This is a genomic window from Streptomyces sp. NBC_00358, assembly GCF_036099295.1.
Lineage (GTDB): Bacteria > Actinomycetota > Actinomycetes > Streptomycetales > Streptomycetaceae > Streptomyces.
The window spans coordinates 2,178,003-2,194,484 of the sequence record NZ_CP107976.1 but is presented as its reverse complement, the minus strand read 5'-3'; the positions used below and the strand labels follow the sequence as shown (position 1 = coordinate 2,194,484).

The 16,482-nt window shown below is 74.5% G+C and carries 15 protein-coding genes and 1 pseudogene; 9 read left to right on the top strand and 7 right to left on the bottom strand.

Annotated features, from left to right (window positions below; translation table 11 throughout):
- The first annotated feature begins 138 nt into the window (after positions 1 to 138).
- From OHT01_RS09145 to OHT01_RS09135, 3 genes are all read left to right on the top strand, one after another.
- A complete protein-coding gene (locus OHT01_RS09145; RefSeq protein WP_328552624.1) occupies positions 139 to 1,005 on the top strand; it encodes an inositol monophosphatase family protein in 867 nt (288 codons plus the stop codon).
- Positions 1,006 to 1,171: 166 nt separating this feature from the next.
- Positions 1,172 to 2,584, top strand: a complete 1,413-nt coding sequence (locus OHT01_RS09140) for a phytoene desaturase family protein (protein WP_328552623.1) — start codon at positions 1,172 to 1,174, stop codon at positions 2,582 to 2,584.
- Positions 2,585 to 2,591: 7 nt separating this feature from the next.
- Positions 2,592 to 3,101 (top strand): O-acetyl-ADP-ribose deacetylase, encoded by a 510-nt coding sequence (locus OHT01_RS09135; RefSeq protein ID WP_328552622.1) that lies wholly within the window; start codon positions 2,592 to 2,594, stop codon positions 3,099 to 3,101.
- Between the two features lie 426 nt (positions 3,102 to 3,527).
- Here OHT01_RS09135 and OHT01_RS09130 read toward each other — a convergent pair whose 3' ends face one another.
- From OHT01_RS09130 to OHT01_RS09120, 3 genes are all read right to left on the bottom strand, one after another.
- Positions 3,528 to 4,481, bottom strand: a complete 954-nt coding sequence (locus OHT01_RS09130; RefSeq protein ID WP_328552621.1) for an endonuclease/exonuclease/phosphatase family protein — start codon at positions 4,479 to 4,481, stop codon at positions 3,528 to 3,530.
- A gap of 143 nt (positions 4,482 to 4,624) precedes the next feature.
- Positions 4,625 to 5,524 carry a M48 family metalloprotease gene (locus OHT01_RS09125; RefSeq protein ID WP_328552620.1) on the bottom strand — a complete coding sequence of 300 codons (900 nt, stop codon included), beginning with the start codon at positions 5,522 to 5,524 and terminating at the stop codon, positions 4,625 to 4,627.
- Positions 5,521 to 5,904, bottom strand: a complete 384-nt coding sequence (locus OHT01_RS09120) for a BlaI/MecI/CopY family transcriptional regulator (protein WP_328552619.1) — start codon at positions 5,902 to 5,904, stop codon at positions 5,521 to 5,523. Before OHT01_RS09120 ends, OHT01_RS09125 begins: the two co-directional genes overlap by 4 nt.
- A 240-nt stretch (positions 5,905 to 6,144) precedes the next feature.
- On the opposite strand from OHT01_RS09120, the gene OHT01_RS09115 reads away from it, so the two are divergent.
- From OHT01_RS09115 to OHT01_RS09105, 3 genes are all read left to right on the top strand, one after another.
- The gene (locus OHT01_RS09115) at positions 6,145 to 7,650 is read left to right on the top strand and encodes a hypothetical protein (RefSeq protein ID WP_328552618.1); all 1,506 of its coding nucleotides are present in this window, start codon (positions 6,145 to 6,147) and stop codon (positions 7,648 to 7,650) included.
- 254 nt (positions 7,651 to 7,904) lie between these two features.
- Complete coding sequence (locus OHT01_RS09110; RefSeq protein WP_443043371.1) at positions 7,905 to 8,867, top strand: lysylphosphatidylglycerol synthase transmembrane domain-containing protein; 963 nt, start codon at positions 7,905 to 7,907, stop codon at positions 8,865 to 8,867.
- Positions 8,868 to 8,954: 87 nt separating this feature from the next.
- Complete coding sequence (locus OHT01_RS09105) at positions 8,955 to 9,803, top strand: COG4705 family protein (RefSeq protein ID WP_328552617.1); 849 nt, start codon at positions 8,955 to 8,957, stop codon at positions 9,801 to 9,803.
- Between the two features lie 153 nt (positions 9,804 to 9,956).
- Here the strand turns inward: OHT01_RS09105 and OHT01_RS09100 are convergent, their stop codons facing one another.
- From OHT01_RS09100 to OHT01_RS09085, 4 genes are all read right to left on the bottom strand, one after another.
- Positions 9,957 to 11,321 carry a sensor histidine kinase gene (locus OHT01_RS09100; protein ID WP_328552616.1) on the bottom strand — a complete coding sequence of 455 codons (1,365 nt, stop codon included), beginning with the start codon at positions 11,319 to 11,321 and terminating at the stop codon, positions 9,957 to 9,959.
- 64 nt (positions 11,322 to 11,385) lie between these two features.
- Positions 11,386 to 12,048, bottom strand: a complete 663-nt coding sequence (locus OHT01_RS09095; protein WP_328552615.1) for a response regulator transcription factor — start codon at positions 12,046 to 12,048, stop codon at positions 11,386 to 11,388.
- Between the two features lie 9 nt (positions 12,049 to 12,057).
- Complete coding sequence (locus OHT01_RS09090) at positions 12,058 to 12,681, bottom strand: phosphatase PAP2 family protein (RefSeq protein ID WP_328552614.1); 624 nt, start codon at positions 12,679 to 12,681, stop codon at positions 12,058 to 12,060.
- The gene (locus OHT01_RS09085) at positions 12,678 to 13,367 is read right to left on the bottom strand and encodes a DedA family protein (RefSeq protein ID WP_405915708.1); all 690 of its coding nucleotides are present in this window, start codon (positions 13,365 to 13,367) and stop codon (positions 12,678 to 12,680) included. Before OHT01_RS09085 ends, OHT01_RS09090 begins: the two co-directional genes overlap by 4 nt.
- A 97-nt stretch (positions 13,368 to 13,464) precedes the next feature.
- On the opposite strand from OHT01_RS09085, the gene OHT01_RS09080 reads away from it, so the two are divergent.
- The 3 genes and pseudogenes from OHT01_RS09080 to OHT01_RS09070 all read left to right on the top strand — a co-directional run.
- The gene (locus OHT01_RS09080) at positions 13,465 to 13,884 is read left to right on the top strand and encodes a BlaI/MecI/CopY family transcriptional regulator (RefSeq protein ID WP_328552612.1); all 420 of its coding nucleotides are present in this window, start codon (positions 13,465 to 13,467) and stop codon (positions 13,882 to 13,884) included.
- Positions 13,881 to 14,810, top strand: coding sequence for a M48 family metalloprotease (locus OHT01_RS09075; RefSeq protein WP_328552611.1), 930 nt, complete (start codon positions 13,881 to 13,883; stop codon positions 14,808 to 14,810). The genes OHT01_RS09080 and OHT01_RS09075 overlap by 4 nt, the downstream gene beginning before the upstream one ends.
- A gap of 167 nt (positions 14,811 to 14,977) precedes the next feature.
- A pseudogene (locus OHT01_RS09070) lies at positions 14,978 to 16,471 on the top strand (AlkA N-terminal domain-containing protein); the annotation flags it as partial.
- Positions 16,472 to 16,482: the final 11 nt, after the last annotated feature.

The window sequence follows — 16,482 nt, the reverse complement described above, 5'->3', positions numbered from 1 at the left end:
GTGCGGCCGGACCGCCTCCCGGCGTCCGTGCCCGCGGGGCCGCGCCGGTGATCGTCCCGCCCCGGGAATTCATGGTGATTCCATCCCGAGTACCCCGGAGGGGTGGGGATTGTCAGTGGCGCGTGCTGTCATGGAGCCATGATCGAAGACATCGAAACCATCGACGAGTTTCTCGCACACCGGGCGTCCGAAGTGGAACACGTCATCCGCGCGGCCGCCGCCGCGGAGATAGTGCCCCGGTTCCGGCAGCTCTCCGCCGACGAGATCGACCAGAAGTCCGGCCCGCACGACCTGGTGACGGACGCCGACCGGCTGGCCGAGAAGTACCTCACGGCCGCCCTCACCGCACTGCTGCCCGGCTCGGTCGTGGTCGGCGAGGAAGCGGTGCACGCCGACCCGACGACCTACGAGGCGATCCGCGGCACCGCGCCCGTCTGGATCGTCGACCCGGTCGACGGCACCCGGCAGTTCGTGCACGGCGACTCCGGGTTCTGCACGCTGGTCGCGCTCGTCCTGGACGGCGTGGTGCACGCGTCGTGGACGTACGCGCCCGCCCGGGACGAGTTCGCCACCGCGATCCGCGGCCGGGGGGCCGTGCTCGACGGCGTACCGCTGCGCTCCGGTTCGCCCGAGCCCGGCCGCGATCTCGACGTCGCGACCTCCCACCCGGACTACACCACGGACGAGCAGAAGCGGGCGCTCCTCGGCCTGCGCGTCGAGGGAGTCGTCCCGCGCCACTGCGGATCGGCCGGCCTGGAGTATCTGGCCATCGCCCGCGGCGAGTTGGACGCCACCGCGTTCAGCTGGGAGGCGGCTTGGGACCACGCGGCCGGGCTGCTGCTGGTGGAGGAGGCGGGCGGCGCCCACCTGACGCTCCGCGGCGAGCCGTTCCGGGTCACCGGGGGCAACGCCCTGCCGTTCACGGCGGCCCGTGACGAGGCCACGGCCCGCCGGGTGGTCTCCCTGCTGGCGGCGCGGTCCGAGAAGGTGACGGCCGGGGCCTGAGCGGGAGGTCCGGGGGCCCGTGCGGGGAGTGGACCTCCCGTCCGACCGCGGCGCCCGGCACGCGGCGTCGCCCGCCAACGCCCCGTGCCGTCAAGGCCGTCAGGCCCCCGGCATATCCTGATCCTCAGTGGCCGTCGGCTGACAAAGGAGTCCGAAGGTGCCGTCGATGCTCGATACGGTCGTGGTGGGTGCGGGGCCGAACGGACTGACGGCTGCCGTGGAGCTGGCCCGCCGGGGCCTTTCCGTGGCCGTGTTCGAGGCCCGCGACACGGTGGGCGGGGGAGCGCGCACCGAAGAGCTGACCCTGCCCGGTTTCCGGCACGACCCGTGCGCGGCCGCGCATCCGCTGGGCGTCAACTCGCCCGCCTTCCGGGCGATGCCCCTGGAGCGGTACGGCCTGGAGTGGCTGCACGCCGAGCTTCCCATGGCGCACCCGTTCCTCGACGGCTCGGCGGCGGTGCTCTCGCGGTCCGTGGCCGAGACGGCGGCTTCCTTCGGGCCGCGCGACGCGGGCGCGTACCGCAGGCTCGTCGCGCCGTTCCTGAGCAAGTGGGACACCCTGGCGCACGACTTCATGTCGCTGCCGCTGACCTCGCTGCCCCGGGACCCGGTGACCCTCGCCCGCTTCGGCCTGGCCGGGCTGCCGCCGTCGACCTGGCTGATGCGCCGCTTCCGCGACGAGCGGGCCAAAGCCCTGTTCGCCGGTCTGGTCGCGCACGTCATGGCGCCGCTGGACGGTGTCGCCACGGGCGCCGTCGGCCTGGTCTTCGCGCTGGCCGCGCACGCCCGGGGCTGGCCCGTCGCGCGCGGCGGCTCGCAGTCCATCCCGGACGCGCTCACCGCGTACCTCCAGGACCTCGGCGGCACCGTCCACACCGACTACGAGGTCAAGCGACTGGACGATCTGCCGCCCGCGCGCGCCTACGTCTTCGACACCTCGCCCAAGGCACTGGCCCGCATCGCCGGGTTCGGGCGGTACTACGAGGGCTACCGCTACGGGGCCGCCGCCTTCAAGATCGACTACGCGCTGGACGGACCCGTGCCCTGGACCGCCGAGAAGGCCCGGGTCGCCGGGACGGTGCAGGTCGGAGCGAGCGGAGCGGAGATCGGCAGGGCGCTGCGGGCGGCCTCCCGCGAGGACAGGGCGCCCGACGCCCCCTTCCTGATCACCGTGCAGCCGAGTGTCGTGGACCCCTCCCGGGCCCCCGAGGGCAAACAGGTCTTCTGGGCGTACGGCCATGTCCCGAACGGCTGGACCGGAGACCTCACCGACGCGATCGAGCGCCAGCTGGAGCGGTTCGCCCCGGGCTTCCGTGACCGCGTCCTGGCCCGCGCGACCGCCGGACCGCCCGAGCTCGCCGCCCGCAACGCCAATTACGTGGGCGGTGACATCGCCTGCGGTGCCGCCTCCGGACTCCAGCTCATGCTCCGCCCCAGGCTGTCCCTGCACCCGTACGGCACCCCGCACCCCGCCGTCTTCCTGTGCTCCTCGGCCACTCCGCCCGGCCCCGGTGTGCACGGCATGTCGGGGCACAACGCGGCGAAGGCCGTCTGGAGGAGGCTGAGAGAAGGAGGCTGAGGGAGTCATGACCACGATCACGCTGGTGCAGGGCGACATCACCCGGCAGAGCGTCGACGCCGTCGTCAACGCGGCGAACTCCTCGCTGCTCGGCGGCGGAGGCGTCGACGGGGCCATCCACCGCCGCGGCGGCCCGGCCGTCCTCGCCGAGTGCCGCGAGCTGCGCGCCGGCCACTACGGCAAGGGGCTGCCGACCGGCCGGGCGGTCGCCACGACCGCGGGCGACCTCGACGCCCGCTGGGTGATCCACACCGTCGGCCCGCGCTACGCGCGGGCCGAGGACCGGTCGGAGCTGCTGGCCTCCTGCTACCGGGAGTCGCTGCGGGTCGCCGACGAGCTCGGCGCCCGTACGGTCGCCTTCCCCGCCGTCTCCGCGGGAATCTACGGCTGGCCGATGGACGACGCCGCCCGCATCGCGGTGGAGACCGTCCGGGCCACGAGGACCGACGTCGAGGAGATCCGTTTCGTGCTCTTCGACGAACAGGCCTACGACGCGTTCGCCGGGCAGCTTCGCTGAGCGGGCCGGACACGGGACACAGCCGTCGTGCGAACCGGGCCGGACCCCGGGCGCGCGACCACACGCTTCCCGGGGTTGCAGGGTTGCAGGGTCGCCGGGGCCGCCGGAGCGCAGCGCGAGAACGGCGGGCCGCCGCGCTTCTCTCTGTCGGGGCCGGGCGGACAACGTCAGCGGGGCACACAGGGCCGGGCGGGCGGCGCGCTCGTTGACCCACCGGGCTGGAGGCCATCGGCCCAGGGGGCCCACCGGGCCGGGCGGGCGGCGCGCTCCATGGCCCACCGGGCCGGAGACCATCGGCCCACCGGGCACACCTGGCCGGGACCGCGGCGGTGTCCCCGGCACGAGGGGTCCGACTGGGCGCGTGGCCGGCCCGGCCGTCGCGCGCGGGAGGCACCTTCACGGCCGGGCGGCCGGGTCCCGGGCCGGTCACAGCGGGAGTTCGACCACCAGTGCCCGGTGATCCGAGATCGGGGTGCTCGGTGCCTGCACCCCGCGGACCGAGCCCGCCCCGATTCCGTCGGCCAGGACGTGGTCCAACTGGACGAGGGGGCGGTGCGCGGGATAGGTGGGCGTGCGGGCCAGATCCCGCCAGCCGTGCGGCGGCGCAAGGGGGTTCGCCCGCCCGGTGCGCGGGAGCCCGCTGCCGCCGCCCGGTCCGGCCGGGCCGAGAACCGCCCGGGGAACGGCGCCGGGCAGGTTGAAGTCGCCGAGGAGCACCCGGGGCCGGGGCAGGCCGGCGATCCAGGCGCGGACGGTGCGCAACTGGCGGATGTTCCAGCCGGGCACGAAGGACAGGTGCAGCGCCACCACGGTGAACGGCCCGCGAGGTCCTTCCAGGACGGCGGCCAGTACGGCCCGCGGCTGGTCCCAGGACAGCGTGAGTCCAGGCCGGCCGGGAGTCCGCAGCGGCATGGGCAGCGGTGCCGGGGCCAGCCGCAGCGCACTCCAGCGCCGTACGGGCAGCCGGGACAGCAGGGCGACGCCGTGCGAGGGGGCCCCGGCGCCCGCGTCCGCCTCGCGCGGGCCGTAGACCCGCAGCCCCGGTTCGGACGGTGCCGGAACCCAGCCGCCGCCCGGCGTCGCGGTGCCGTGGAACGCGGACGCGTAGCGCCAGTACCGTGCCCCGGACCCCGCCGCGGCGGCCGCCGCCTGGTCCACCCCGCCCGAACGTTCCTGCAACCGGTCCAGCTCCTGGAGCGCCAGCACGTCGGCGTCCAGCGACGCCACAGCCCGGACGAGCGGCGTCTCGGGCCCGTCCGCGGCAGGTACGGGAAGGGGTCTGCCGTCCTGCACGGGCCGGCCGTGCAGCACGTTGAACGTCGCGAACCGCACCCGCCCGGAGCGCGCGGAGCCGGGATCAGCCGTCTCGGAAGATGTCATGAGCGCGACCGTACCGATCGGCAGCCGCCGGACCGTACCCATCGGCGGCCGGGGGATCCGATGTCACCGGCACGGAGTCGTGGGACCGTACCGGTCGGCGGCCGTGAACGGTGGTCCGGGTTCCTGCGCCCAGGGCCGGGTTCCTACACCCAGGGCAGTGTCTGACCCAGCAGCCGCAGCAGATCGCCCGTGGCGTCGGCCGCGCCCAGCGCGGGCAGGGCGCCGAGCGCGAGAACGGCCGCGCCGACGGACCGGACGACCGGCGGGGGAGCGGTCTGCAGCGCCGCGATCCGGCGGGTGACGGCGTGCTCGGAGAAGTGCAGGGCGCAGCCCGGGCGGGCGCGCTGCGAGACGAGGGCGGCACGCGCCAGGGCGCGGGCCGTCGTGCGACGGTCCCCGACGGCGCTCGCGGCCTCCTCGTCGGCCCAGCGCTCCAGCAGGAAGGCGACCGTGTCGCGGACGGGCGCGAGCAGCGGGTTCGCCGCCGCGGCCAGGGTGACCGCGGTCGACAACGCCGCGTGCCGGTGGGTGAGATGGGCGCGCTCGTGGGCGAGCAGGACCCGGCGTTCGGCGGGATCCAGCGCGCCGAACATCGCGGCGGTGACCAGGATCCGGCCCGGCTTGCCGGGGATGGCGAAGGCGTGCGGGGTCGGCGAGGCGGCGACGACCAGCTCGCTGTCCGGCGGGTGCCCCTCGCAGAGCCTGAGCAGGACGCGGCGGGTCCTGATGTGTGCCCGTACGACCCGCAGGACCCGGTGGGTGATCACCGCGAGGCCGGCCGTCGCCAGCACGGCGATCGTTTCCGGGACGGGCTCGGGCAGCGCCCGGCCCTCTTCGCCGGCCTCGGCGATCACCGCGGGCGCCTGGTCGATCAGAGTGGCTCCGAGGAGCAGGAGTGCCCAGGTGGAGGCGGCCGCCGTGAGCACGGCCGCCGCGGTGAGGGCGCGGGCCGCGAGCCCCGGCGACACCCGCCTGCCGACCTGCGGGGCGATCACGGTCAGGAGCAGCGCCAGGACCAGTGGAACGTAGACGTCGACCCTCATGGCCCGTTGCCTCCGAGGAGGTCGCGCAGGGCTGCCTCCTCCTGGCGGCTGAGCCCGGTGACGAACTGCTGAAGGGCCGCGATCGGGTCGGGTCCTCGGTCGAGCGCCTCGTGCATGGCCTCGGCGGTCAGCTCGGCCGCGTTCTTGGCGGGCCGGTACGCGCCACGCCGGCCGTCAACGTCACGGAGCACGAGACCCTTGTCGTACAGGCGTTTGAGGATGGTGTGCACGGTGTTGTAGGCGAGTGGGCCGTCGATCTCGGCCTGGATCTCGGCGGGTGTCATCGCGTCGTCGGTGGCCCACAGGGCGGCGAGGACTTCACTCTCCAGCTCGCCCGCGCTGCGCCGCTCCGCCCTTCCGTGGGGGCCTGTACCAGCCATGCCCGTCACCTTACAGCGCGTAGGGGAGCGGGGAACGGTGCCGGCGCGGGGCGTGCGACTCCGGCGCGACGGGGCGGGCCGGACGTGTGCCGCGCCCCGTGTGCTTCCTCGTATGCCCGTACCGCTCGGCGCCTTCTTCCGGTGCACGGTACTTTGTCCATGATTCTCCGGCTCCCGCCTTCCCCTACGTCTTGTAGGGTGAATGAAACCCTACAGCGTGTAGGGCTGAAGGGGTGGACGATGGCCAAGACCCTGAACGTCCCGCTCATCGGCGCCCGGCGTCACAAACCGCCGGACCGGTCGGGCCGGGTGCCCCGGCGTTCTGCCGACACGCTCCTGCTCGCCCTGGTCGCGGGCGCCTTCACGCTGGCCCAACTGGTCCTCGTGCACCCGTGGATGGGCCTCGGCTGGGACGAGACGGTGTACGTCAGCCAGGTGTCCCCGCACGCCCCCGCGGCGTTCTTCAGCGCGCCACGGGCCCGCGGTGTCCCGCTGCTCGTGGCACCGATCGCCTCCTGGTCGTCCTCCACCACGCTGCTGCGGGTCTACCTCGCGCTGCTCTCCGGACTCGGTCTGTTCGTGGCCCTGCGCGTCTGGCGCGCGCTGTTCCCGGTGCGCGTCCTCGCCGTGGCGGGCGCCCTGTTCGGGACGCTGTGGGTGACCCTCTTCTACGGTCCGCAGGCCATGCCGAACTACTGGGTCGCGATCGGCGCCCTGGTCTGTGTCGGGTGCTTCCTGCGGGCCCGCGCGGACCCCGGCGACCGTGCCGCGCTGTGGGGGATCGGGCTGGGTGCCGCGCTGATGGCCTGGATGCGGCCCCCCGACGCGGTCTGGGTGGCCCTGCCCCTCCTCGTCCTCGCCGCGGCCGTCCCCCGGTGGCGGCGGCCCGTGCCGCTGCTCGTGCTCGTCGGGGGCCTGCTGGCCGGCGCGGCCGAGTGGATCGTAGAGGCCTACGTCAGCTACGGCGGTCTGGGACAGCGGCTCTCCGACGGTTCGCGCATCCAGGGCGGCCTCGGCTGGAACGTCGCCGTCGGCGACCAGATGCGCAGCCTCGGCGGACGCGTGCTCTGCCGGCCGTGCACCGGAGGCATGCCGAGCCCGGTGGTGATGGCGTGGTGGTTCGTCCTGCCGCTGATCGCGGCCCTCGGGCTGGTGATCGCCGTCAGGGCCCGTCGCCGGACGCCCACCCTGCTGCTCCTGGCCTGTGCCACGACGGCCGGGATCCCGTACCTCTTCATGATCGGGTACGCGGCGCCCCGCTTCCTTCTGCCTCTCTACGCCCTCGTCGCGATCCCGGTCGCCGACGCCCTCGTCCAACTGCTCACCTTCCCCGCCGGGCGATGGCGGCCGGTGATCGTGACCCTGGTGGCCGTCGCTCTCGCCGGGCATCTGGCCGTGCAGTTCGCGGTCCTGCAGGCCGCCGTGCGGCGCACCACCGACAGCCACAGCGGCTGGGCGGCGACGGCGGCACGGCTGCACCGGCTCGGTGTACGGCCGCCCTGCGCGCTCACCGGCCACGAGACCGTCCCCATCGCCTTCTACGCGGGCTGTTCCTCGGTGGCGATCGGCGGCCACAACGCCAACGCCACCGTGCGGAGCATCACGTCGGCCGCCGGGCGCATGCCCGTCGCCGTCGTCACCGTTCCGGGGAGCAGGCCGCCCGCGTACGCCCGGACCTGGACACTCCACCGTGCCGGTGACGTGAACGTCTATGTGTCTCCTGGGGCGGGGAGCCGTACGCCGTGACCTCTCCGCCGGACGGGCCCCCGCCCGCGCACCGGGGGCGGACGGTCCACGGCCGCCGAGCGGCCGCCCTCGACCGCGCTCCCGGCGGCGAACCCGCGGGCGCGCCGACGCGAGGACCGGCCGGGAGCGGGCCGCCCGGCCGCGCACCGGTGTCCGTCGCCGACGCCCGTCCCGCCCCCGGGCCGACGACCGAGAGCCGGGGCCCGGTGCCGTCCGGGCCGGTGTCCGGCCCGTGCGGACCGTCGTCTCCCGCGGTGTCCGACGGCCGGTGGACGACGGTCGGCCGACGGCTGTCCGCGCGCGACGGACGAGTGGCCCGGCATGCCGGGCTGTCGCTGCTCGTACTGGTCTGCGCGGGGTTCCTCGCCCGAGGGCACTGGCCGGTGATCGAGGAGGGAGCCGGCCGGCTCGTCCACGCCGACCGCGGCTGGCTCCTGGTGGCGGCCGTCGCCACCCTGGCGACCTGGGTGTGCTCGGCCCTCGCCCAACAGGGCGCGGTGGCGGAGGCGCTGCCCACCCGGCGCCTGGTGGCGGTGCAGTTCGCGGCCGCTTCCGCCAACCACGTACTGCCCTCGGGCCTCGGCGCGGGCGCCGTCAACCTGCGCTTCCTGACCCGGTGCGGACTGCCCGTCGCCCGCTCCGCGACCGCGCTCGCGGTCAAGGCCTGCGCCGGAACCGTCGTACGCGGCGCGCTGATCGGCGGGCTCGCCCTGGCCTGCCCCGGCGCCCTCCGTCTCCCCCGGGTGCCGATGAGCGGCTGGACCATGACCCTCTGGACGACGGCCGCGGTGGTGGTCGCCCTCGCCGCGGTTCTCCTGGTGGGGCCGCTGCGCCGCGCGCTGCGTTCGGTACTGCTCGACGTCCGCGCCGTACACGAACTCCCCGCCCGGGCCGCCGCGCTGTGGGGCGGTTCGCTCGCCTTCGCCGCGCTCCACGCCACCGTGGTCGTCGCCGTCGCCCAGGCCATCGGCCTGCCGCTGCCCCCGGAACGGGTGGCCCTCGCCTATCTCGCCGCGAGCAGCGCCGCCGTCCTGCTGCCCACCCCCGGCGGCCTCGGCTCGCTGGACGCCGCCCTCGTGCTGGCCCTCACCCTCGCCGGGGCGCCCGGCGGCGCGGCCGCGTCGACGGTGCTCGGCTACCGGCTGCTCACCGTGTGGATTCCCCTGCTGCCGGGACTGGTCGCGCTCGGGGTGCTGATCCGCCGCCGGGTGCTGTGAGGCGGCGCGCCCGGGGGCGTACGGCACTTTTGTGGGGCGTGCGGCAGTCAGGATGCGTTCAGGGTTCCGCTGACAGCCTCTGGCCTCATGACCTACGAGACAACAGAGACCTCCGGGACTCCTGAGGCGTACGGCCGCACCGGTGCCCCGGACGCCGCCGGGCATCGCCCGCGCTGGAACAAGGTGCCCGAAGTCACCGCGTACTTCTGGATCATCAAGGTGCTGTGCACGACGGTCGGCGAGACCGCCGCGGACCTCCTGAACGAGAAGCTGGGGATGGGCCTGACCGGTGTGTCGCTCCTGATGAGCGGCCTGCTGGCGGTCGTCCTGGTGGTCCAGTTCCGTACGAAGACCTACCGGGCGGGCGTGTACTGGCTCGCCGTGGCCCTGATCAGCGTCGTGGGCACGCTGATCAGCGACAACCTCACCGACAACCTGGGCGTGCCGCTGGAGACCAGCACCGCCGTGTTCGCCGTCGCCCTCGCCGTGACCTTCTTCGTCTGGTACCGCCGCGAGGGGACGCTGTCCATCCACAGCGTCGACACGCTCTCCCGCGAGGCCTACTACTGGCTGGCGGTGCTGTTCACCTTCGCGCTCGGTACGGCGGCCGGTGACCTGGTCGCCGAGCGCATGGCCCTCGGGTACTGGGTCTCCGCCGTGCTGTTCGGTCTCGCGATCGCCGCGGTGGCCGTCGCGCACTTCGCGCTCGGCCTGAACGCCGTGCTCAGCTTCTGGATCGCGTACATCCTGACCCGTCCGCTGGGCGCGTCGATCGGTGACTACCTCTCGCAGCCGACCGGCGACGGCGGCCTGGGCTTCGGCACGGTCGTGACCAGTGTGCTGTTCCTGGCGGTCATCCTCGGCCTGGTCGTGTACCTGTCGATCACCCGACGCGATGTCGCGACCGCCGAGCGGGCCGCGGTACCGGCGAGCTGACCGCCACCGAAGGGGTCACGCGGGGAGCGGGCCGCACGGCGGCCCGCTCCGCGTCCGACGCCGTCGCAGACCGGGCCACCACCGCGTGAGCCCGTTCCAGAGCGGGCGGTCCCCCCGGACGTCACCCCGATGCCGACCGGCATCACCCGGGCATCACCCGGACGGAAGGCCGACCACGAACGTCGCGCCCGTGGCGCGCGCCTCCTCGTGGTGCACCTCGCCGCCGGCGGAGCGGGCCAGGCGCCGCGCGAGCGGCAGCCCGAGGCCCGCCCCGCCGTGTCCGTCCCCGGGATCGGCGCGGCGGCCCGGCTGGAAGAGCTGCGGCGCGAACGACATCGGCACGCCGGGGCCGTCGTCGCCGACCTCCACGCGGACGCCACCGGGCCGCGCGCCGGCCCGGATCTCGACGCGGGCGCACGCGTGCCGCAGCGCGTTGTCGAGCAGCGGGCTGACGATGCGTTCCAGCAGGGCGTCCGGCACCCCGGCCACCAGACCCGCCTCGGGGCCGGTGACGACGATCTCCACCTCCGGCCGCGCCCGGGCGGCACGCTCCGCGAGCCGGCGCAGCACGGACACGGCCTCGCTGGTGCCCGGCGCGGCCGACGCGCTCTCGCGGGCGTCGTCGAGCAGCGTGTCGCAGATCGTGCGCATGGACCGCGCGGCGTCCGCTATGGCCTCCTGCGTGATCCGGGTCTCCTCGGCGGAGCGCGGCCGGGACTGCCACCAGTCGAGCTCGGCGATGATCCGGGCGAGCGGATTGCGCAACTCGTGCGACAACTCCTGGGTGAGCTGCCTCTCGTGGCGCAGCAGGGCCCGGATGCGGTCCAGGAGCGCGTCCAGCGAGCCGCCCAGCCGGGCGAGTTCGGTGGGCCGGGCGATGCTCCCGAAGCGTTCGTCGGACACCACGGCGCTCCACCGCGTGGCCTGGTCGGTCATGGTGCGCACGGGACGCAGGGCACGTCCCACCGCCAGTCGGGTCAGCGCGTACGTGCAGGCGAGCATGGCGGCGTCGAGGGCGAGCGACGCGAGGAGCAGGGTGTCGGCGGAACCGCGGTACGGGGCCAGGTCGAGGGCGGTGACGACGGTCGCGCCGGTGCCGGTGCCGGGCACCGGCCGGGCGCACAGCCGGACCTGGCCATGGGCGCGGGTGGTGGCGCAGTGCGCCCCGCCGCGCGCGGCGAGCGCGTCGGCCGCCCGGGTGAGCGGGCCGGCGGCGGTGGCCGAGGGCGGCTTCTCCAGAAGACGGTCGCCCGCGTAGATCCACACGTTCGTGTCGAGCAGTTCCTCGCCCGGTGTCTCCAGGACCCGCACCCGGGCACCGCTGGTGTCGACCGTCGCGGCGACGGCGGTGGCCCGTGTGCGCAGCTCGTCGTCCGCCTGGTGCTGGAGGTGCCGTCGTACCACGGTGTTGAACGCCACCGTGAGGATCACCATCAGCAGGGTGGCGGTGGTCAGCGCGACCAGCGAGAGCCGGCCGCGCAGGGTCCGCGGCCGCCAGTGGGAGACGAACGTGCTCATGGGCGCCCGCCTCCGGTGGGGAAGCCGTCCGCGGCGGTCCGCCCGGCGGGTGAGGGGCCCGGCCTCATGACAGGCGGTGCCCGATACCGCGCGCGGTCCCGACGGTCAGCTCGCTGCCGCCGTCCCGGAGCTTGCGGCGCAGCCGGGTCAGGTACTGGTCGAGTGTGTTGTCGCTGACCTGGGCACCCTCGGGCCAGCCGGCCCGGATCAGCTCCCGGCGGCTGACGATGTCCCCGGACGCGGTCATCAGCGCCGCCAGCAGGCGGAACTCCGTCGGTGTCAGGCCGACGCGGCGGCCCCGCACGGTCAGGCTGTGCGCGACCGGGTCCAGTACCAGGTCGCCGGCGGTGCCGGCGGGGCCCGGTCCGGCGCGCTTGAGGGCGGCCCGCAGCCGGGCCGCCAGCTCCGTCAGATGGAACGGCTTGGGCAGGTAGTCGTCGCCGCCCGCGGAGAAGCCCGCCAGCCGGTCGGTGAGGTGGTGGTGGGCCGTCAGGAAGATCACGGGGGAGAGGAAGCCGTTGGCCCGGATCGCCTGGCACACGTCCCGGCCGTCGGCGTCGGGCAGGCCGACGTCGAGGACGGCCGCGTCGATGTCGTCCCCGGCGAGCCGCAGCGCGGTCGCGCCGTCCTGGGCCGGCACGGTGTCGAAGCCCTCGTCCCGCAGCCCGCGCCGCAGGACGTCACGCAGCGCGTGGTCGTCCTCGACGACCAGGATCCGCCGACGCATGCTCCCCGATCACCCGCTCTTCGCGAGCCGGGGCGCGATGAGCAGGGTTCCGAGCCGCGACGCGGCCAGCGGATGCCCCGACACGTCGGGCAGCCTGCGCAGGCCCGCCGTCATCGCCATCGCGACCAGGGTGCCGACCAGCACACCGACCACGACGTCGTGCGGATAGTGCGCGCCCACCCAGACCCGGGAGGCGGCCATCAGGCCCGCGGCCACGACGGCGAGGCTCCCGAGACGGCGCGAGACGAAGAACAGCGCGACGGCGGCCGCGGCCGCGATGGCCGCGTGATTGCTGGGGAACGACCAGTCGCCCGGTGCCGGGCACGCCTCCAGCGTGGCCACCCGCAGGCTCTGACAGGGCCGGTCCTCGCGCACCAGCAGCTTCAGTCCCAGGTCCACCACGAACGCCACCACGACGACGACGGGCACGGCGAGCGCGGCCAGCGCGGCCCGCGGGCTCTCGCGTCGCGCCCGCCACCAGGCCGTCACCATCAGCACGGCGAAGAGTCCGAGCCCGTACGTCGACCACACGGACACCAGGCTGTCGAGCCACGAGGGGGAGTCCTGGGCGAGGTCGGCCACGTACCGGTAGGCCGAGCCGTCGATCGAGGAACCGTCGAAAGCCAGGATCATCCCTGGACCCCCTTGCGCGCCGCACCCGCGCGGCGGGAGCGGTACAGCTCCGCGCCGAGCGGGGCCAGGGACACGAGGACGATGACCGCGATGATCGGGAGCAGATAGCGGTCGACGTTCGGGATGGAGGAACCCAGCGCGTACCCGCCCAGCGTGAGGCCGATGCTCCAGACGAGGCCGCCGACCACCTGCCACACGGTGAACGTCCGCACCGGCACCTTCAGGGCGCCCGCCATCGGGTTCAGCACCGTACGCACGACGGGGACGAAGCGGGCCAGGACGATCGCCTTGGCATGGCCGTACCGTTCCAGCAGTTCCTCGGCGCGGTGCGCGCCCGCCTGGAGCCGTGGGGCGGAATCGCGGGACAGCAGGGCGCCGCCGGCCTTCCGCCCGATCAGGTAGCCGGTCTGCGCGCCGACCAGAGCGCCGACGGCCGCCGCGATCAGGAGCGGGGGAAGCGACAGTTTGAGGCCGTTGTGCCCCGATCCCGTGCAGAGCAGGCCGGCCGTGAACAGGAGGGAGTCCCCGGGCAGGAAGAAGCCGATCAGCAGGCCGGTCTCCGCGAACATCACCACACCCACCCCCAGTACGCCGAAGGCGGCGAGCAGGGACTGGGCGCTGAGAATATTCACGGCGAGGTGTGACGCTGTGAACAAAGATGCGGCCATCGTCGCGGGCCCTCTCATACTGGACGGGCGGGCACGGTCGAACGCGTACCCGTCTGACTACAATTCTGTAGACGGTCTACTGAACTGTAGACGATGGCGGGGTGAGGATCGTTCCATGAGCAGTGACAAGGACGAACGCAGACCGGCGGGTGAGCTGGAGGCCAGCGTGATGGCGGCGCTCTGGGCCGCGGGCGTGCCGCTCACACCCGGTCGCGTGCAGAGCGAGCTGGACTCCGGCCTGGCCCGCACGACCGTGACGACGATTCTCTTCCGGCTGCACGAGAAGGGGATCGTCGGCCGCGAGCGGCTGGGCCGGGGCTACGCCTACTTCCCCGTCCAGGACCCGCACGGCCTCACCGCGCGTCGCATGCACAGCGAACTCGACCGGGACGACGACCGGGAGACCGCGCTGGCCCGCTTCGTCGCCCAGCTCAGCCCCGACGACGAGCGACTCCTGCGGGACCTGCTGGAACCGGGTTTCGACGCACGGCCGGAACCCGGTCCCGACGCACGTCCGGAACCGGGTGAGGGATGATCTTCCTGCTGCTGATCCCCCTGCTGGTCCCCTTCGCGCTGGGGCCGCTCGCCCGCCGCTGCCTGGACCGGCTCGCGCCGGTGACCGCGCTGTGGTCGGTGACACTCGCCCTCGTCGTGCTGGCCGGTGCCTCCGTGGCATCGCTGGGTGCCCTGGTCCTGACGGGGCTGCTCAAGCTCCCCTTCCTCGCGGGCCTCGGCGACCTCGTCCACCCGCTTCGCACGGCCTCGGACTTCATCGTCCTGCCCGCGGCCGCCGCCGCGACCGGGGCGCTGACCCTCGGCGTCTGGACCGTCGCCCGCTCGGCCCTGCGCCAGGTGCGCGCCTTCCGTTCCGCGCGCAGCCAGGCCGACCGCCGGCCCGCCGCGGGCGACCTGTGCGTCATCGAGTCGCCGCACCCCGACGCCTACGCGCTTCCCGGCCGGCCGCACCGCATCGTCGTGACCACCGCGATGCTGCGCAGCCTCGGAGCCGACGAGCGTGAGGCGCTCTTCGCCCACGAGCGGGCCCACAACGCCGGCGGACACCACCGCTTCCTCGTCCTGTCCGAACTCGCGGCCCACTGTCACCCGGGTCTGCGCACGGTGCGCGCGAGCGTCGCGCTCGCGGCGGAGCGCGCCGCCGACGAGGCCGCCGCCGTCGCCGTGGGGGACCGGAAGCTGATCGCCCGCGCCATCGCCCGAGCCGCCCTGGCCACCGGGGGCGCCCGCTCCGACCGTCCCGACTTCGCCCCCGCGGCCACCAGCGGTCCCGTCCCCCAGCGTGTCGCGGCCCTGCTCTCCACTCCGCAGCACCGCCCGCGCGCCGCCGCCCTGATCGCCCTCCTCCTCGCCGCCTGCGCCCTCGTCTCGGCCGGCGCCTCGGGAGCCGGGGTCGTCGCGTTCCACCACGAGGTGGAGGTCGCGCAGGGCGAGGAGGCCCGCTGACGGCTTCCGGCGGCTGCCCTGGACCGGCGGGCGGAAGTTCGCCTGCCGTGGGAGGGCGGGCCGGTCGCGGGAGGGGAGCGGGAGGCACGCGGGCCGGGCACGGGCCGGGCAAGGTAGATGTCGTATTCTCGCCAGCCCCGCTCTCCGGGGTGCCGGATGCTTGAGACATGCAGAACGGGATGCACACGGACACCGAGCGCTGCGTGCGTGCCGTCCGGTCGAAGGACGCGCGCTTCGACGGATGGTTCTTCACCGCGGTGACGACGACGAGGATCTACTGCCGGCCCAGTTGTCCCGTCGTGCCGCCGAAGCCGCAGAACATGACCTTCTACCCGAGCGCGGCCGCCTGCCAGCAGGCCGGGTTCCGGGCCTGCAAACGGTGCCGCCCGGACACCAGCCCCGGCTCACCCGAATGGAACCACCGCGCCGACCTGGTGGCCCGCGCGATGCGGCTGATCGGCGACGGCGTCGTCGACCGCGACGGCGTACCGGGCCTGGCCACCCGGCTCGGCTACAGCACCCGCCAGATCGAGCGCCAGCTCCTGGCCGAACTGGGTGCCGGACCCCTGGCACTCGCCCGTGCGCAGCGCGCCCAGACCGCCCGGCTGCTCATCGAGACGACACCCCTCCCGATGGCCGAGATCGCCTTCGCCGCCGGGTTCTCCTCCATCCGCACCTTCAACGACACCGTCCGCGAGGTCTACGCGCTGTCCCCGAGCGAACTGCGCGCCCGGCTGCCGAAGAACCGGGCCGGAGCCGCGGCCGGGTGCCCGGGCATGCCCGGAGTGCTGAACCTCCGGCTGCCCTTCCGTGCCCCGCTCAACCCCGACAACCTCTTCGGCCACCTCGCGGCGACCGCCGTGCCCGGGGTGGAGGAGTGGCGCGACGGCGCGTACCGGCGGACCCTGCGGCTGCCGTACGGGCACGGCATCGCGGGCCTGACCCCGATGCCGGACCACATCGCGTGCCGGCTGACCCTCAGCGACCTGCGCGACCTGTCCGTCGCGATCAGCCGCTGCCGTCGCCTGCTGGACCTGGACGCCGACCCGGTGGCGGTCGACGACCAGTTGCGCAGGGACCCGCTGCTGGCGCCTCTGGTCGACAAGGCCCCCGGCCGCCGGGTACCGCGCACGGTCGACGAGGCCGAGTTCGCCGTACGGGCCGTACTGGGCCAGCAGGTCTCCACGGCCGCGGCACGTACCCACGCCGCCCGTCTGGTCACCGCGCACGGTGAACCGGTCGACGACCCGGAGGGCGGCCTGACCCACCTCTTCCCCGCGCCTTCGGCGCTCGCCGCACTGGACCCCGAGTCGCTCGCGATGCCCCGCACCCGGCGCACCACCTTCACCACGCTCGTGGGTCGACTCGCCGAAGGAACACTGCACTTGGGTGTGGAGAGCGACTGGGCGCAGACCAGGGCCGGACTCCTCGCGCTCCCCGGCTTCGGCCCCTGGACCGCCGACGTGATCGCGATGCGCGCCCTCGGAGACCCGGACGCCTTCCTCCCCACCGACCTCGGAATCCGGCGCGCGGCACGGGAGCTGGGGCTGCCGTCCACCCCGGCGGCCCTGACGGCCCGCGCCGCGGCCTGGCGTCCCTGGCGGGCCTACGCGGTCCAGTATCTGTGGGCGACGGACAGCCACCCGATCAACTTCCTTCCCGCGCAGGGCGG

Coding starts and splice junctions, on each gene's coding strand:
- OHT01_RS09145 (WP_328552624.1), top strand. CDS start 139: ATGATCGAAGACATCGAAACCATCGACGAGTTTCTCGCACACCGGGCG.
- OHT01_RS09140 (WP_328552623.1), top strand. CDS start 1,172: ATGCTCGATACGGTCGTGGTGGGTGCGGGGCCGAACGGACTGACGGCT.
- OHT01_RS09135 (WP_328552622.1), top strand. CDS start 2,592: ATGACCACGATCACGCTGGTGCAGGGCGACATCACCCGGCAGAGCGTC.
- OHT01_RS09130 (WP_328552621.1), bottom strand. CDS start 4,481: ATGACATCTTCCGAGACGGCTGATCCCGGCTCCGCGCGCTCCGGGCGG.
- OHT01_RS09125 (WP_328552620.1), bottom strand. CDS start 5,524: ATGAGGGTCGACGTCTACGTTCCACTGGTCCTGGCGCTGCTCCTGACC.
- OHT01_RS09120 (WP_328552619.1), bottom strand. CDS start 5,904: ATGGCTGGTACAGGCCCCCACGGAAGGGCGGAGCGGCGCAGCGCGGGC.
- OHT01_RS09115 (WP_328552618.1), top strand. CDS start 6,145: ATGGCCAAGACCCTGAACGTCCCGCTCATCGGCGCCCGGCGTCACAAA.
- OHT01_RS09105 (WP_328552617.1), top strand. CDS start 8,955: ATGACCTACGAGACAACAGAGACCTCCGGGACTCCTGAGGCGTACGGC.
- OHT01_RS09100 (WP_328552616.1), bottom strand. CDS start 11,321: ATGAGCACGTTCGTCTCCCACTGGCGGCCGCGGACCCTGCGCGGCCGG.
- OHT01_RS09095 (WP_328552615.1), bottom strand. CDS start 12,048: ATGCGTCGGCGGATCCTGGTCGTCGAGGACGACCACGCGCTGCGTGAC.
- OHT01_RS09090 (WP_328552614.1), bottom strand. CDS start 12,681: ATGATCCTGGCTTTCGACGGTTCCTCGATCGACGGCTCGGCCTACCGG.
- OHT01_RS09085 (WP_405915708.1), bottom strand. CDS start 13,367: ATGAGAGGGCCCGCGACGATGGCCGCATCTTTGTTCACAGCGTCACAC.
- OHT01_RS09080 (WP_328552612.1), top strand. CDS start 13,465: ATGAGCAGTGACAAGGACGAACGCAGACCGGCGGGTGAGCTGGAGGCC.
- OHT01_RS09075 (WP_328552611.1), top strand. CDS start 13,881: ATGATCTTCCTGCTGCTGATCCCCCTGCTGGTCCCCTTCGCGCTGGGG.